The organism is Streptomyces sp. 549 (assembly GCF_030124175.1).
Taxonomy (GTDB): domain Bacteria; phylum Actinomycetota; class Actinomycetes; order Streptomycetales; family Streptomycetaceae; genus Streptomyces.
The window spans coordinates 1-14,368 of sequence record NZ_JASKMT010000049.1 but is presented as its reverse complement, the minus strand read 5'-3'; the positions used below and the strand labels follow the sequence as shown (position 1 = coordinate 14,368).

General features: G+C 72.4%; 11 protein-coding genes. 6 read left to right on the top strand and 5 right to left on the bottom strand.

All coding sequences use genetic code 11. The features are described from left to right. Positions 1 to 1,638 (bottom strand): M4 family metallopeptidase (locus QNO07_RS27165; RefSeq protein WP_283995194.1); only part of this gene is annotated, 1,638 nt, incomplete at its 3' end. 382 nt (positions 1,639 to 2,020) lie between these two features. Here QNO07_RS27165 and QNO07_RS27160 point away from each other — a divergent pair. Then, positions 2,021 to 2,332 carry a hypothetical protein gene (locus tag QNO07_RS27160; protein WP_283995192.1) on the top strand — a complete coding sequence of 104 codons (312 nt, stop codon included), beginning with the start codon at positions 2,021 to 2,023 and terminating at the stop codon, positions 2,330 to 2,332. Between the two features lie 24 nt (positions 2,333 to 2,356). Here QNO07_RS27160 and QNO07_RS27155 read toward each other — a convergent pair whose 3' ends face one another. The 4 genes from QNO07_RS27155 to QNO07_RS27140 form a co-directional block, all read right to left on the bottom strand. Then, the gene (locus QNO07_RS27155) at positions 2,357 to 3,268 is read right to left on the bottom strand and encodes a glutaminase (protein ID WP_283995191.1); all 912 of its coding nucleotides are present in this window, start codon (positions 3,266 to 3,268) and stop codon (positions 2,357 to 2,359) included. A gap of 132 nt (positions 3,269 to 3,400) precedes the next feature. Next, the gene (locus QNO07_RS27150; RefSeq protein WP_283995190.1) at positions 3,401 to 3,871 is read right to left on the bottom strand and encodes an ATP-binding protein; all 471 of its coding nucleotides are present in this window, start codon (positions 3,869 to 3,871) and stop codon (positions 3,401 to 3,403) included. 284 nt (positions 3,872 to 4,155) lie between these two features. After that, on the bottom strand, positions 4,156 to 4,923 hold the full coding sequence (locus QNO07_RS27145; protein ID WP_283995189.1) for an enoyl-CoA hydratase/isomerase family protein: 768 nt from the start codon (positions 4,921 to 4,923) through the stop codon (positions 4,156 to 4,158). A gap of 159 nt (positions 4,924 to 5,082) precedes the next feature. After that, on the bottom strand, positions 5,083 to 6,324 hold the full coding sequence (locus QNO07_RS27140) for a L,D-transpeptidase (RefSeq protein ID WP_283995188.1): 1,242 nt from the start codon (positions 6,322 to 6,324) through the stop codon (positions 5,083 to 5,085). Positions 6,325 to 6,929: 605 nt separating this feature from the next. On the opposite strand from QNO07_RS27140, the gene glgX reads away from it, so the two are divergent. From glgX to QNO07_RS27115, 5 genes are all read left to right on the top strand, one after another. Continuing rightward, entirely contained in the window at positions 6,930 to 9,233 is a 2,304-nt protein-coding gene (glgX, locus tag QNO07_RS27135; RefSeq protein WP_283995187.1) for a glycogen debranching protein GlgX, read from the top strand. 97 nt (positions 9,234 to 9,330) lie between these two features. Beyond that, complete coding sequence (locus QNO07_RS27130; RefSeq protein WP_283995186.1) at positions 9,331 to 11,268, top strand: ABC transporter ATP-binding protein; 1,938 nt, start codon at positions 9,331 to 9,333, stop codon at positions 11,266 to 11,268. Beyond that, the gene (locus QNO07_RS27125) at positions 11,265 to 13,157 is read left to right on the top strand and encodes an ABC transporter ATP-binding protein (protein WP_283995185.1); all 1,893 of its coding nucleotides are present in this window, start codon (positions 11,265 to 11,267) and stop codon (positions 13,155 to 13,157) included. The genes QNO07_RS27130 and QNO07_RS27125 overlap by 4 nt, the downstream gene beginning before the upstream one ends. A 234-nt stretch (positions 13,158 to 13,391) precedes the next feature. Then, positions 13,392 to 13,859, top strand: coding sequence for a hypothetical protein (locus QNO07_RS27790; protein ID WP_502961955.1), 468 nt, complete (start codon positions 13,392 to 13,394; stop codon positions 13,857 to 13,859). Positions 13,860 to 14,080: 221 nt separating this feature from the next. Then, positions 14,081 to 14,230, top strand: coding sequence for a VOC family protein (locus QNO07_RS27115; RefSeq protein ID WP_283995184.1), 150 nt, complete (start codon positions 14,081 to 14,083; stop codon positions 14,228 to 14,230). Positions 14,231 to 14,368 lie beyond the last annotated feature (138 nt).

The following is a 14,368-nucleotide window of genomic DNA, read 5'->3' as shown; positions in this document are numbered from 1 at the left end:
CACGGCCGGGCCGTTGTCCGGGATCGCCAGGTCGTCGGTGTTCTCGTACTCACCACCGCCGGGTTCGCCCGGGTCGCCGGGCCGGGCGCCGACGTTGACGGCGGCCCATGCGCTGGCGACCGCGCGGTGCTCGGTGCTGTTCTCGCCGTGCAGCGCGGCGGCGGCGATCAGCGTGGTGCGGCGGGCGTCCGCGTAGTCGCTGCGGGACGTCATCTGCTCGGTGAGCGCCTTGAACCAGATCCGCTCGGCCTTGTTGATGCCGATGCCGGTCACCGGAAGGTTGTCGGAGGTGGGGCTGTCGTAGGCGACACCGTTGATCGTCTTCTGGCCGCTGCCCTCCGACAGGAGGTAGAAGAAGTGGTTGGCCGGGCCCGACGAGTAGTGCACGTCGATGCTGCCGATGCCGGAGTACCAGGCGTCCTTGGACTTGCCGTCCCGCGAGGGCCGGTCCATGTACCGCAGCGGGGTGCCGTCGCCGCGGATGTCGATCTTCTCGCCGACGAGGTAGTCCGCCGGGTCCGCGGGGTTGTTCGCGTGGAACTCCACGGCGGCGGCGAAGATGTCGGAGGTGGCCTCGTTGAGGCCGCCGGACTCGCCGGCGTACACGAGTTTGGCGGTGTTGGAGGTGAGGCCGTGTGTCATCTCGTGTGCGGCGACGTCCATGGAGGTCAGTGGCTTCTGGTTGTTGGCGCCGTCGCCGTAGGTCATGCAGAAGCACGAGTCGGACCAGAAGGCGTTGACGTAGTTGTTGCCGTAGTGCACCCGGCTGTAGGGCGCGACGCCGTCACCGCGCACGCCGTTGCGGCCGTGCACTTCCTTGAAGTAGTCCCAGGTGACCCCGGCGCCGTAGTGCGCGTCCACGCCGGCGGTCTGGGCGTTGGCGGGTGTGCCGTCGCCCCAGACGTCGTCGGCGTCGGAGAACAGCGTGCCGGTGCCGGAGGTGCCGCGGTTGAGGTTGTACGTGCGGTGGTTGCCGCGGGCGGCGTCGGTCAGCGTGAAGCTGCTGCCGGAGCCGCTGGTGCCCAGCTGGACCCGGCCGCTGTACTGGCTGTGGCCGGTGCCGTTGTGCACGGCCTGGTACTCGTACAGCTTCGCACCCGTGGCCGCGTCGAAGACCTGGTGCAACTCACTGGGCGTACCGTCCTCCTGCGTACCGCCCACCACCCGCTCCCACGCCAGCACCGCACCACCGTCACCGGCCCACACCACCTTGCGCGGCGCCACACTCCCCGAACCCGACACAGACTTCGGCTTCTTCCCCACCGGCGCCTCCAACGACGCCACCTCCACCACCGCCTCCGACGACCGCGACACCCGCTTCACCACACCCGACGACGACCGGTGCACCACCAGATCACCACCCAGCACCGGCAACCCCGCAAACGTCCGCTCATACCGCGTGTGGGTGCTGCCGTCGGCGTTGGCGACCACGTCGCGGACGACGAGTTTCTCCTTGCTTCCGAGGTCCAGCTCCCTGGCGGCCTCGGCGGCCTGCGCCTGGGCGCCGCGCAGCAGCGCGGTCCGTTCGGCGGGGGCGAGGTCGACGGCGAGCGCGCCGGGGCGGGCGACGTCGGCAGACGGCGTCCGGTCGCCGCGCGGGTCGGCGCTGGCGGACGCCTGGACACCGACGGCGAGCATGGTCACGGCGGCGGCGAGCGCCACGAGTGAGCGGGCGGGGGTGCGGGGGGTTCTGGGTTTCACTGCTGGGACTCCTTCTGCGGCGACGGCGCTGCGGAGGTGCCGCCGGGACAACCGGTCGGCCGGATCGGGCCACCGGGCAGAACAAGAGCGGGGGAAGCCACCGGGCAGCGTGGGGTAGTGGGGGGTGGCTGCACCGTGCTGAGCGAAAGAGTGGCAGAACAGACGCGTACATGTCAGGAGTCGCGGACCAGGTTGGCCGAAAGCCGTCCGATGACCAGGTCACGATGTCCGCTCATCGGACGCCGGTGGGCAGCGATCCGCGCTGGCCGGGGGCGGCAGCCGCCCGCCCTGTCAGTGCGAGCGCCTAGGCTCTGCAGACATGAGCACCACCGATGTCCGGGAACTGCAGACCGCCCTGCACACCGCCTCCGATGTCGCCTTCTCCTGGGACGGCAAGCCGTCCGCCGAGCAGCTGGCGGACGTGTCGGACGCCCTGCTGCGCGCACTGGGCGCCGTGCGCGCACTGGAGGCCGAGCACGGCGGCGGCACGGGCTGCCGCGAGCATCCGCGCGGCGCCGTCGATCCGCTGCACAAGGATGCGGACGACCCCCTGCCGCCCGGCTGGGGCCGCTGCCTGCTGTGCAACGACCGCCGCCGCAGGGCGATGACCCACCGCCGCAGCGCTCGCTGAGGCAGAGCTACCGGGTCGGCTCCCTCAGAAGACCGACCAGTCGGAGCGGTGCGTGAAGTCCTCCAGCGCGGCCATCGCGCCCACCGAGTTGCCGACCGGGTCCAGGCCCGGGCTCCAGGCGCAGACCGCGCCGCGACCCGGCACGATGGCCAGGATGCCGCCGCCGACGCCGCTCTTGCCGGGCAGCCCCACCCGGTAGGCGAACTCGCCGGCCGCGTCGTAGGTGCCGCAGGTGAGCAGGACGGCGTTGATGCGCTTGGCGTCGCCGCGGCCGAGCAGCCGGGTGCCGTCCCCGCGTACGCCGTGCCGGGCCAGGATGCAGCCGGCCATGGCGAGGTCACGGCAGTCGGCGGCCACCGAGCACTGCTCGAAGTAGTGCTTCAGCACGTCGTCCACCGGGTTGTGCAGGTTGCCGAAGGAAGCCATGAAGTGGGCCAGTGCGGCGTTCCGGTGGCCGTGCGCCGCCTCCGACTCGGCGACCGCGAGGTCGGTGTCGATCCCCTCGCTGCCCGACTCCTGTCGCAGCAGGTCCACCACCGCGCCCCGGGCGTCGCCGGTGAGCGTGAGCAGCGCGTCGGTGACGACAAGCGCACCGGCGTTGATGAACGGGTTGCGCGGCACGCCCTGTTCGGACTCCAGCTGGATCAGCGAGTTGAACGGGTTGCCGGAGGGTTCCCGGCCGACGCGCTGCCACAGCGGTGAACCGCCGTGCGCGAGGGCCAGGGCAAGCGTGAACAGCTTGGAGATGCTCTGGATGGAGAACGGGGTGCGCCACTCCCCCACGCCGTGCACCTCACCGTCGACGGTGGCCAGCGCCATACCGAAGGCGTACGGGTCGGCACAGGCCAGGGCGGGGATGTAGTCGGCCGGGGTGCCGCGGCCCAGCACCGGCTTCGCGGTGTCCATCGACTTGTTCAGCAGCTCCAGGTAGTCCACCCGCCCATTGTCCCCGCCGGCCCCGGCGCGGCCACGGCGGCCCGCTCCGGCACTCCGGGCCTCGCAGAGCTGCACGCTGAGTGAGCGGCGGCGCGGCGGACGGGCGAGAGGCGCGCGGGCGGGGCTGCGGGCTCAGGAATCGGTGAACCGCATCTCGAACCAGGTGGTCTTGCCGCGTGGCAGCAGGTCCACACCCCAGCGGTCGGAGAGCTTCTCCACCAGCCACAGTCCGCGCCCGCTGGTGTCCATCTCCTGCACCGGAAGCAGGCAGGGCAGGCCCCGCGACGGGTCACGCACCTCCACCCGGATCGAGGTCGGGCGACGGAACATGCGTAAGCCGAACGAGTGCGCCCCGGTGTGCCGCACCGCGTTGCCGACCAGCTCGGAGACCAGCAGCACGCCGTGCTCGACGAGCTGGGCGGGCAGCCGCCACTCCCCCTGCAGCACGCTCTCGGTGAGCCTGCGGGCCGTCGCGGCCGACTCGGGGCGATTGGGAAGTCGGACCTCGTCCACTGTCGGATCGCCGACCAGTTCGAGGGGGCCGCCCACCGGAGCGCCCCCGAGCGCCGGCAAGCGCTGTGCCGTTTCTCCCAGACCCGCCATGCCCCCATCATGACCCGAGTCGGCGCGCCATGTGGGCCGTACTGCCGGATTCCACCCTTACGGAGAGCGACGGGCGGCCACCGCTCGCGCATATGCCGAGGGCAGTCCTCGGCCGCGAGGTACCGAGCGACCTGCGATGACACCGCGTACACAGGTGATCACCACAGGTCGCCGCCCTGGCGGGGCTTAGGACTCGTTTAAGGTCCCGCTAAGCTTCCGCCACCCCGTTTTCGGCCATCCGGTCGCGGATGGGCGCGGTCGTCGCGCGCGGCGCCCCGCGCCGCTCAGCGGAAGGTGGCCTTGCCGGGGCCGTCCTCGACGAAGCTGCGCATGCCCGTCTCCCGGTCCTCAGTGGCGAACAGCCCCGCGAACCAGTTGCGTTCGATGGCCAGACCGGTGTCGATGTCGGCCTCAAGACCGAAGTCGACGGACTCCTTCGCGGCGCGCAGGGCGATCGCCGGCCCGGCCGCGAGCCGGGACGCCCAGCGGTGCGCCTCCTGGTACACCTCGGCGGCGGGCACCACCCGGTCGACCAGGCCGAGCGTGAGCGCCTCGTCGGCCTTGACCTGGCGGCCGGTGAAGATGAGGTCCTTGGCCTTCGACGGCCCGATCAGCCGGGCCAGCCGCTGGGTGCCGCCCGCACCGGGGATCAGGCCGAGCAGGATCTCGGGCTGGCCGAGCTTGGCGTTCTCGCCGGCGACGCGGAAGTCGGCGCAGAGCGCCAACTCGCAGCCCCCGCCCAGCGCGTAGCCGGTGACGGCGGCCACCACCGGCTTGGGGATGCGGGCGATCGCGGTGAACGACTCCTGGAGGTCTCGGGACCGGGCGATCATGGCCGCGTGGTCCATGTCGCGCATCTCCTTGATGTCCGCACCCGCAGCGAACACCTTCTCGCCGCCGTACAGCACCACGGCCCGCACGTCGTCGCGGCGGGTCGCCTCGACCGCCAGCTCACGCAGCCGGTCCTGGGTGGCGACGTCCAGCGCGTTCATCGGCGGACGGTTCAGCAGGATGGTGCCGACGCCGTCGGCCACCTCGAGGTTCACAGTCATGGCGGCAGGGTAACGCCCGTTAACCGGACGTGTCCCGCGCCCGCCGCTGTGATGCTGCGCTCCTCCCGGCGCGCGCGGAGGAGCCGCCCGGGGGCGCGTCGGCACGAACGCCGGGGAGCGGCGCCGACTGCGCGGCGCCTCTCCCCGGTCGCAGCGGGGTCAGCCCTCGGCGCCCCACTCGCTCCAGTCCATGTTCCAGCCGTTGAGGCCGTTGTCCGGCGCGATCGTCTTGTCCTGCGAGTTCCGCACCTCGACGACGTCCCCGATCATCGAGTTGTCGAAGAACCAGGCGGCCGGGGTCGACTTGTCGTTGCCGCCGCGCTGGTCGAAGAGGCCGACGCAGCCGTGGCTGACGTTGGTCGAGCCGAAGGTGGCCTTGCCCGCCCAGTAGTTTCCGTGCACGAAGGTGCCCGAGTTGCTGAGCCGCATCGCGTGCGGCACGTCCTCGATGTCGTACTCGCCGCCGAAGCCCACGGTGTCGCCGTTCATCCGGGTCACCTTGTGCTTCTCGCTGACCACCATCTTGCCGTTCCAGGTGGTGGTCTCCGGCGCGCCCGCCGTGATCGGCAGCGTCTTCACCGTCTTGCCGTCGCGCTTGACGACCATCGTCTTCTTCTTCGCGTCGGCCACACTCACCATGGACCGGCCCACCGTGAAGGAGACGTCCTTGGACTGGGTGCCGTACACGCCGTCGGCCGCCTCGACGCCGTTGAGCTTCAGGCTCAGGGTGACCTTCGTGCCCGGCTTCCAGTAGTTCTCCGGCCGGAAGTCCAGCCGGCGGTCGCCGAACCAGTGGCCCTTGACCTCCACCTTCGGCTTCGCCGTCACCTCGATGCCGCCCGCGACGGCCTCGCGGTCGGCGATGGCCCGGTTGAAGTTGATCGACACCGGCATGCCGACCCCCACGGTCGAACCGTCCTCGGGGGTGAAGTAGCCGATGAAGGTGTCCGCGGCGACCACGGTGGTGAACGTCGAGTTCTCCGCCGACTCCCGCCCCTCGCCGTCCTCGGCGACGGCGTCCACCGTGTACTTGGTCGCGGTGGCCAGCTGCCGCTCGGGCTGCCAGGAGGCCCCGCCGTCGACGATCTTGCCCGCGACCTCGTTGCCCTCGGAGTCCTTGACCTCGACCGAGGTCAGCTTGCCCTTCTCCGCAAGGATCTTGAGCACGCCCGAGGTGGCCACCCCGTCCGCGCCGTCCTTCGGGGTGATGCGGACCGTCGCCTCGGATGCCTTCGCCTTCTGCCCACTCGCCGCGCCCGGCTTCTGCCCCTCCTCGGACGTGCCCCCGCCCCCGCCACCACAGGCCGTGACCAGCAGAGACAGCCCCAACACCATGGCTATCAGGCCGCCGCGCCTGTCCCGTACAGCCCGCACCTTCACGCTGGTCTTCTCCCCTCGCATGGGTCCGCATCCCCGTGCGGCACCCGACGCATCCCCCGTGCGGCACCCGCCCGCGCGACGCTTCCTGGATCGTTAGACAACCACACGGCCATACGGCGGAACTTCTCTGGAATGTCACCGTTCAGTCCCAGATTGAGCGAGGCCCCGGCCACCCGCCCGTGTCCGGCCCCCACGCGTCCCGCCAGCCACGACGCACCGCCGCGCCACGGGCGCCCGACCCGTCACCCACCCGAACGGCCCCGCCGCCCCGGGTCGCAGACGCGCGCCGCACGCACCCCCGCGACCGCCGTCCGCACGCCCCGGCCCCCGTCGCACCGCCCGTAGGCGGCGCCCCCGCCGTGCCCCGGCTGAGCCCGCCGGGACTCCGCCCGTCGTTCACCCGTGTGACAGCGCGTGTGAGGCCGTCGGCCACGCGGGAAGAATCGCGGGGAGGAGCAGGACCACAGGCGCACGGCACGGGACGCCGCGCGCCGTACACCCGATGCCGCGACGCGGCACGGGCGGCACCGGTCCGGTCCGCCACGAGCCGCAGGAGGCTGCCACGTGCCACGCCCAGCCGAGCCGCTCGTCCCCTGCCGCCGCGCCCGCCGCAGGAGGGTCCCGCGATGACCGCGGCCTCCGGCACCCCGGGCCACCTCACCGGCCTCGGCCGCGATCCCGCCGCGCAACCCGGCCCCGGCGCCGTCGTGCTGCCGCTGACGGCCCACCCGGCGACGCGGCCCCCGGACCCGTCGGCGGTGTGGCCCGGCACGCCGACGCCACTCGGCGCCCGCTACCGGGCCGGGCCCGACGGGGTCGCCGGCACCAACTTCGCGTTGTGGGCCGGCGGCGCCGAAGCCGTCGAGCTGTGCCTCTTCGACGACGACGGCACCGAGACCCGCCACCTCCTCACCGAGCTGACCCACGAGATCTGGCACGGCTTCGTGCCCGGGGTGCACCCGGGACGCCGCTACGGCTACCGCGTGCACGGCCGATGGGACCCCTGGTCCGGCGCGCGGTGGAACCCCTCCAAGCTGCTGCTCGACCCCTACGCCCGGGCCGTCGACGGTGACTTCACCCTCCCGCCGGAGGTCTACGGCCACGTACGCGACTGGCCGCAGCAGGACCTCGCCGACACCGTCCGCGACAACCGGGACTCCGCACCGCACGTGCCCAAGGGCGTCGTCGTGCACGACGGCACCCCCGCCGGCCTGCCCGACGCGCCACCCGACGACGACTGGAGCGACGACCGCCGCCCCAAGACGCCCTGGGCCGACACCGTGCTCTACGAACTGCACGTGCGCGGCTTCACCCGCCTCCACCCCGGCGTGCCCGAGCACCTGCGCGGCACCTACGCCGGCCTGGGCCACCCCGCCGCCGTCGAGCACCTCACCCGCCTCGGCGTCACCGCCGTCGAACTGCTGCCCGTGCACCAGTTCGCCCACGAGGACCACCTGCTGCGCCGCGGCCTGCGCAACTACTGGGGCTACAACTCCGTCGGCTACTTCGCCCCGCACGCCGCCTACGCCGCGCACGGCAGCCGCGGTCAGCAGGTCGGCGAGTTCAAGCAGATGGTCCGCGCCCTGCACGCCGCCGGGATCGAGGTCATCCTCGACGTCGTCTACAACCACACCGCCGAGGCCGGCGAGCGCGGCCCCACGCTGTCGCTGCGCGGCATCGACAACCGCGGCTACTACCGGCTCGCCCACGACCCGCGCGGCTACGCCGACTACACCGGCTGCGGCAACACACTGCACGTCGTGCAGCCGCAGGTGCTGCGGCTCATCACCGACTCCCTGCGCTACTGGGTGCAGGAGATGGGCGTCGACGGGTTCCGCTTCGACCTCGCCGCCGCGCTCGCGCGGTCCATGCACGACGTCGACATGCTCTCCCCCTTCCTCGCCGTCATCGCCCAGGACCCCGTGCTGCGGCGGGTCAAGCTCATCGCCGAACCCTGGGACGTCGGCTCCGGCGGCTACCAGGTCGGCGCCTTCCCGCCGCTGTGGACCGAGTGGAACGACCGCTACCGCGACGCCGTCCGCGACTTCTGGCGCGACGCGCTGCCCGACGTCCGCGACCTCGGCTACCGCCTGTCCGGCTCCAGCGACCTCTACGCCTGGGGAGGCCGGCGGCCCTACGCCTCGGTCAACTTCGTCACCGCCCACGACGGCTTCACGCTGCGCGACCTCGTCAGCTACCAGCACAAGCACAACGAGGCCAACGGCGAGGACAACCGCGACGGCACCGACGACAACCGCGCCTGGAACTCCGGCGCCGAGGGCGAGACCGACGACGAGGAAGTCAACGCGCTGCGCCGGCGCCGCCTGCGCGGCCTGCTCACCACCCTGCTGCTGTCCACCGGCGTGCCGATGCTCGTCGCGGGAGACGAGTTCGGCCGCACCCAGCACGGCAACAACAACGCCTACTGCCAGGACAACCCCACCGGCTGGGTCGACTGGTCGCTGCTCGACGATCCCGGCTGGCACCAGCTGTTCACCCTCACCGCGCGCCTGCTGCGACTCCGCCGCGCCCACCCGGTGCTGCGCCGCCGCGCCTTCTTCTCCGGCCGCCCGCACGGCGAGCACGGCCTGCGCGACCTCGCCTGGTTCAACGCCCGCGGCGAGGAGATGACCGAGGCCGACTGGTACGCGCCGGGCTCCACGCTCGGCATGTACCTCTCCGGCCGCGACATCCCGCAGCGCGACGCCCGCGGCCGTCCCGTCACCGACGACAGCTTCCTCGCCGTCCTGCACGCCGGCCACGAACCGCTCAGCTTCCCCCTGCCGGGCGCCCCCTGGGCCGGCAGCTACGAACTCCTCGTCGACACCTCCCGCGAGGACCAGTCCCGATCGCCGTCCACCCTCCACCCGGCCGGCACCGCCACACCCCTGCCCGCCCGTTCCGTGCTGCTGTGGCGGGTGGCGGCGTAGGGATGCCTCGGCCCGTCACGGCAGGGCCGTACACCGCAGGTCCCAGGCCGAAAAACCCGGTGAAGTCTGTCAGTGGCGAACCGTAGTCTCGGTGCTGATGGACACGCTCTCCGAACCCCCCACCCAGACCGTGAGCGCGACCGGCGGTGAGCAGGAACGGCCGCGCTCGGCGGTGCGGTCCCTGCTGCGGCTGTGGCCGTACGTACGCCCGGTGCGGGTGCGGCTGTCGACGGCCGCGGCGGTGGCGGTGGTCGCCTCCTGCCTGGGCCTGGTGGTGCCGCTGATCCTGAAGTGGATCGTGGACGGCCCGGTCGCCGCCCGGGACACCGGCGGGGTCTGGCTGGGCGGGGCGCTGCTGCTCGCAGTCGGCCTGCTGGAGGCCGCACTGTTCGGTCTCCGGCGGTGGTTGGTGGCCCGGCCCCTGGCCGGGGTGGAGGCGGCCATGCGGGCCGACCTCTACCGGCACCTGCAGCGGCTGCCGGTGGCGTTCCACGACCGGTGGGCGAGCGGCCAACTGCTGTCCCGCGCCACCACCGACCTGCAGCTGCTGCGCATGTTCCTGGCCTTCCCTCTGACCTTCCTGCTGGTCAACGGGGTCACCATCGTGGTGGGCTGCGCGATCCTGCTGGCGCAGGAGTGGACGCTGGGACTGGTGCTGCTGGCTCCCGTGGTGCCGCTGGTGGTGCTCTGCTCGGCCTTCGAGAAGCGCTACGCGCTGGCCGCCCGGACGGCACAGGACCAGGTCGGCGACCTGACGACGGTGGTCGAGGAGGCCGTGCTCGGCGTCCGCATCACCAAGGGCTTCGGCCGCCACCGCAGCCAGGCCCAGGCCTTCCGCGCGCTGTCGCAGAAGCTGCTCGGCACCGAGCTGCGCAAGGCCCGGCTGCTCGCCGGGATCTGGGCGCTCATCATGACGCTGCCCGAACTGGCCCTCGGCGCGGCCCTGGTGGTGGGCACCGTCCAGGTCGCGGACGGCGACCTGTCGGCGGGCACGCTGGTGGCGTTCCTGTCGACCGCGCTCGCCCTGCGGTGGCCGGTGGAGTCCATCGGCTTCCTGCTCGCGCTGAGCAACGAGGCGGCCACCGCCACCGACCGCTACTTCGAGGTGCTGGACGCCGAGGTTCAGCACGACACCGCAGCGCCGGCAGCGTCCGCGTCGGTGAAGGACCGCCCCCGGCCGCCTGCCCGCCCCGAAGCACCCCCCGCCCCCGGTGACGGACTGCGGTTGACGGGAGTCCGGTTCCGGTTCCCCGGGTCGCCGCCGGGTGAGGCGCCGGTGCTGGACGGCGTCGACCTGCACGTGCCGTCCGGCGAGTCGCTGGCCCTGGTCGGGGCCACCGGGAGCGGCAAGACGACGCTGACGGCGCTGATCCCCCGCCTGCACGAGCTGAGCGGCGGACGCATCACGCTGGACGGCGCCGATATCGGCACGCTGCCCCGGGCGGAACTGCGGCGGCGGGTGGCGGTGGCGTTCGAGGAGCCGACGCTGTTCTCGGCGACGGTCCGCGAGAACGTGCTGATGGGCGCGGACCACGCTCCTGACGGCGGCCCCGGCACCACCGAGGACGCCGAGGACGCCGAGGACGCCGGAAACGCCGAGGCCGCCGAGAACGCAGCCCTGTGGCGGGCGTTGCGCATCGCGCAGGCCGAGGAGTTCGTGGCCGCACTGCCCATGGGCGTGCACACCCAGGTGGGTGAGCAGGGGCTGAGCCTTTCCGGCGGGCAGCGTCAGCGGCTGGCGCTGGCCCGGGCCGTGGTGGGCAGGCCCAGGTTCCTGGTTCTGGACGACCCGCTGTCGGCGCTGGACGTGCACACCGAAGCCCGGGTGGAGGCGGCCCTGCGGGAGGTGCTCGCCACCACCACCGCACTGGTGGTGGCCCACCGCCCGTCCACGGTGCTGCTCGCGGACCGGGTCGCGCTCCTCTCCGAAGGGCGCGTCACCGCCGTCGGCACCCACCAGGAGCTGCTGCGCGGCAGCCGCGAGTACCGGCATCTCATGTCGGGTGAGACGGACTTGACGGAGAGGAAGCGATGACCACCACGGCCGACCGGGGCAGTCCGCCCGCGCCACCCGGCCCCCCGACGCCGGGAGCACCGGCAGCACCGGGAGCACCGGGAGACGTTGACGCGGCGGCGGACCCGTTCGACCGGGACGTGCTGCCGGCACCCGAGGGTGCGGCCCGGCGGCTGCTGGGGTCGCTGCTGCGACCGCACCGCACGCGGGTGGTGCTGGCCGCGGTGGTACTGCTGACGCAGCAGGCCGCGGTGCAGGCCGGTCCGCTGCTGGTGGCGGTGGCCATCGACCGGGCGGTGCCGGCGCTGCGCGAGGGCGGATACGGTCCGCTGCTGGCGGTGGCCGCGGCGTACCTGGTGTGCGCGCTGGCGTCCGGCGGGCTGCAGTACGTGTTCGTCAGGGCGGCGGCCCGCATCAGCCAGCACGTGCTGCTGGAACTGCGGGGCCGCATCTACCGGCACGCCCAGGTCCTCAGCGTGGACTTCCACGACCGGTACACCTCCGGCCGGTTGATCTCACGGGCGACGACGGACGTGGAGTCGCTGCGGGAGCTGCTGGACGAGGGGCTGCAGGAGCTGCTGACGGTCCTGCTGTCGCTGGTCTACATCTCGGCGATGCTGATGTACCTCGACATCGGGCTGGGCGCGGCGGCTGCTCTGTCGTTCGTGCCGCTGTTCCTGCTGGTGCGGAACTTCCAGCGGCGGTCGATGCGGGTGTACCGGAAGCGGTCCACGGCCGTGGCGGGCGTCATCGTGAAGTTCGCCGAGACGATGAACGGCATCCGGCCCGTGCAGTCCTTCCGCCGCGAGCGGGCGAACGACGCCGTGTTCGGCAGGCTCAACGACCACCACCTGCGGTTGAACGGCGACTCCATCCTGGAGATGGCCCGGTACGTGGTGCTGTCCCGACTGACGGCGAACACGGCGGTCGCCGCGATGGTCGTGTGGGGCGCCTACCGGGTGGCGGACGGCACTCTGGGCCTGGGCGTACTGGCCGCCGCCGCGCTGTACCTGAGGCGGCTCTACGACCCGATCGACCGGCTGGGCATGTTCCTCAACTCCTACCAGTCGGCGTCGGCGTCGCTGGAGAAGATCGCCGGGCTGCTGGCGCAGGAGCCGGGCGTGCCGGAGCCGAAGCGGCCCGTTCCGCTGCCGGAGCGCGGGCCGGGGCAGCCGGGCCGCCCGGTGGTGTTCGAGGGGGTGGCGTTCGGCTACCGCACGGGCGGCGAGGTGCTGCCGCGGTTCGACCTGACGGTTCCGGCCGGGCAGACGGTGGCCGTGGTCGGCTCAACCGGCGCGGGCAAGTCGACACTGGCCAAGCTGCTGGCCCGCTTCTACGACCCGACGTGCGGCCGGGTACTGCTGGACGGCACGGACCTGCGGGAGCTGTCGGCGACCGAACTGCGGCGCGGTGTGGTCATGGTGACGCAGGAGGCTTTCCTGTTCTCCGGCACGGTGGCGGAGAACATCACGCTGGGCCGCCCGGGTGCCACCCGCGAGCAGGTGGAGCAGGCCGCGAAGGCGATCGGCGCGCACGACTTCATCACCGCGCTCCCGGACGGCTACGACACGGACGTGCGCAAGCGCGGCGGCCGGATCTCCGCCGGGCAGCGGCAACTGGTCTCGTTCGCCCGCGCGTTGCTCGCCGACCCGGCGGTGCTGATCCTCGACGAGGCGACGTCCTCGCTCGACGTGCCCGGGGAACGGGCGGTGCAGCACGCCATGGACACCGTGCTGCACGGGCGGACGGCGCTGGTGATCGCGCACCGGCTGTCGACGGTGGCCGTCGCCGACCGGGTGCTGGTGATGGCCGACGGCCGCATCGTGGAGGACGGCCCGCCGGCCGAACTCATCGCCGGCACAGGCCGTTTCGCCGACCTGCACCGCGCCTGGCGGGAAAGCCTGAGCTGACCGGGGGTGGTGTGGGTTCCGCAGATTCGCGAGCATTTCCGCCCGACCCCACCCCCGGCCGGTCACACCATGCGAACCAACGAACCATGAAGTCCGGGTCCAGGTGCACCGACCCGGGAGGTTGTGGACGCGTGCGCCGGTGATGACGGTCTCCCCGTACGCGGGGCTGGTGCTGGTCATGATCAGGCATGCGGACGCGCGCGGGTGCGGGCCGTGACGGATGGCTGCCGGCTGATGGCATCGATCCGGGCCACGTCATCGGGTGCGAGGCGCAGCCCGGCGGCGTGCCGGTTGCTGGTGATGCGATCGGGATGGGCAGATCTGGGGATCACCACGACCTTGTGGCAGCGTTGTTGCGGCCGGTCCGGTGTGAGGACGGTCTTCCCCGATGCCGGGGATCCCGGTGGTGGCGGCGGTGCGCAGGCTGAGCGCGATGACGCCGGCTTCGTCGTCGTCCAGGAGCAGCGGCGGCATCGCGGTGCCGGCGACCAGCCGATTTCCGCCGCGTGGCCCTGGGTGACCTGGACGGATCAGTACAGCGCGCGCAAGTGGCCGATGTCGCGTCTGATGGATCGGGTGCTGACCTCCAGACGTGCGGCCAGTTCGGTGCCGGCCCAGTCGGGCGGTGCCTGCAAGCAGCGACACCACCTGCGGGCGGCGGGCGGCACGATCACTCATGCCCACCAGTGCCCCCGCGCCTGAGAATTTAGGACATTCTGTGTCCTAATGACCTCCTAGCCTCGGGGAGGTCGTCTCGTGTGCGAACTGGGCCGACGAGGGCAACAAGCCGGCCGCCGCCCCGGGCCGCGAGCTCGGCCAGGCACCCGGACGAGGTTCTGCATCAGCGCCGCCACCTGAGCCCGCAAGCCAGCGGGCCCGACGACCGCTACACCCGCACGACTCGAAAGCACCCGGAGGAAATCATGCCGTTCGCCCTCTGCCTCGGCGTCAAGGACACCGTCACTGACCACAACGGCCAGCGCGAGTTCTACTTCCGGGACCCGGACGGGTACGTCATCGGTGTCAACGACAACGCCGCCCTCCAGGCCAGCGACCTCGCCGAATACGCCTGACGGGACGCCGGCTCGTTGCGGGCACAGACGCCGGGGTGACGGACGGTGAGGCCCCCGCGTGACGGCGCCGGCCCCGGGTCAGACATCCCTGGACGTTGGATGTCAAGCGGTGAGGTCGTAGTGGTGGTGTGACCATGC

Bases quoted from the DNA above. Each gene is read 5' to 3' on its own strand.
- QNO07_RS27790 (WP_502961955.1), top strand. From the start codon at position 13,392: ATGGCATCGATCCGGGCCACGTCATCGGGTGCGAGGCGCAGCCCGGCG.
- QNO07_RS27125 (WP_283995185.1), top strand. From the start codon at position 11,265: ATGACCACCACGGCCGACCGGGGCAGTCCGCCCGCGCCACCCGGCCCC.
- glgX (WP_283995187.1), top strand. From the start codon at position 6,930: ATGACCGCGGCCTCCGGCACCCCGGGCCACCTCACCGGCCTCGGCCGC.
- QNO07_RS27150 (WP_283995190.1), bottom strand. From the start codon at position 3,871: ATGGCGGGTCTGGGAGAAACGGCACAGCGCTTGCCGGCGCTCGGGGGC.
- QNO07_RS27140 (WP_283995188.1), bottom strand. From the start codon at position 6,324: ATGCGAGGGGAGAAGACCAGCGTGAAGGTGCGGGCTGTACGGGACAGG.
- QNO07_RS27145 (WP_283995189.1), bottom strand. From the start codon at position 4,923: ATGACTGTGAACCTCGAGGTGGCCGACGGCGTCGGCACCATCCTGCTG.
- QNO07_RS27130 (WP_283995186.1), top strand. From the start codon at position 9,331: ATGGACACGCTCTCCGAACCCCCCACCCAGACCGTGAGCGCGACCGGC.
- QNO07_RS27160 (WP_283995192.1), top strand. From the start codon at position 2,021: ATGAGCACCACCGATGTCCGGGAACTGCAGACCGCCCTGCACACCGCC.
- QNO07_RS27115 (WP_283995184.1), top strand. From the start codon at position 14,081: ATGCCGTTCGCCCTCTGCCTCGGCGTCAAGGACACCGTCACTGACCAC.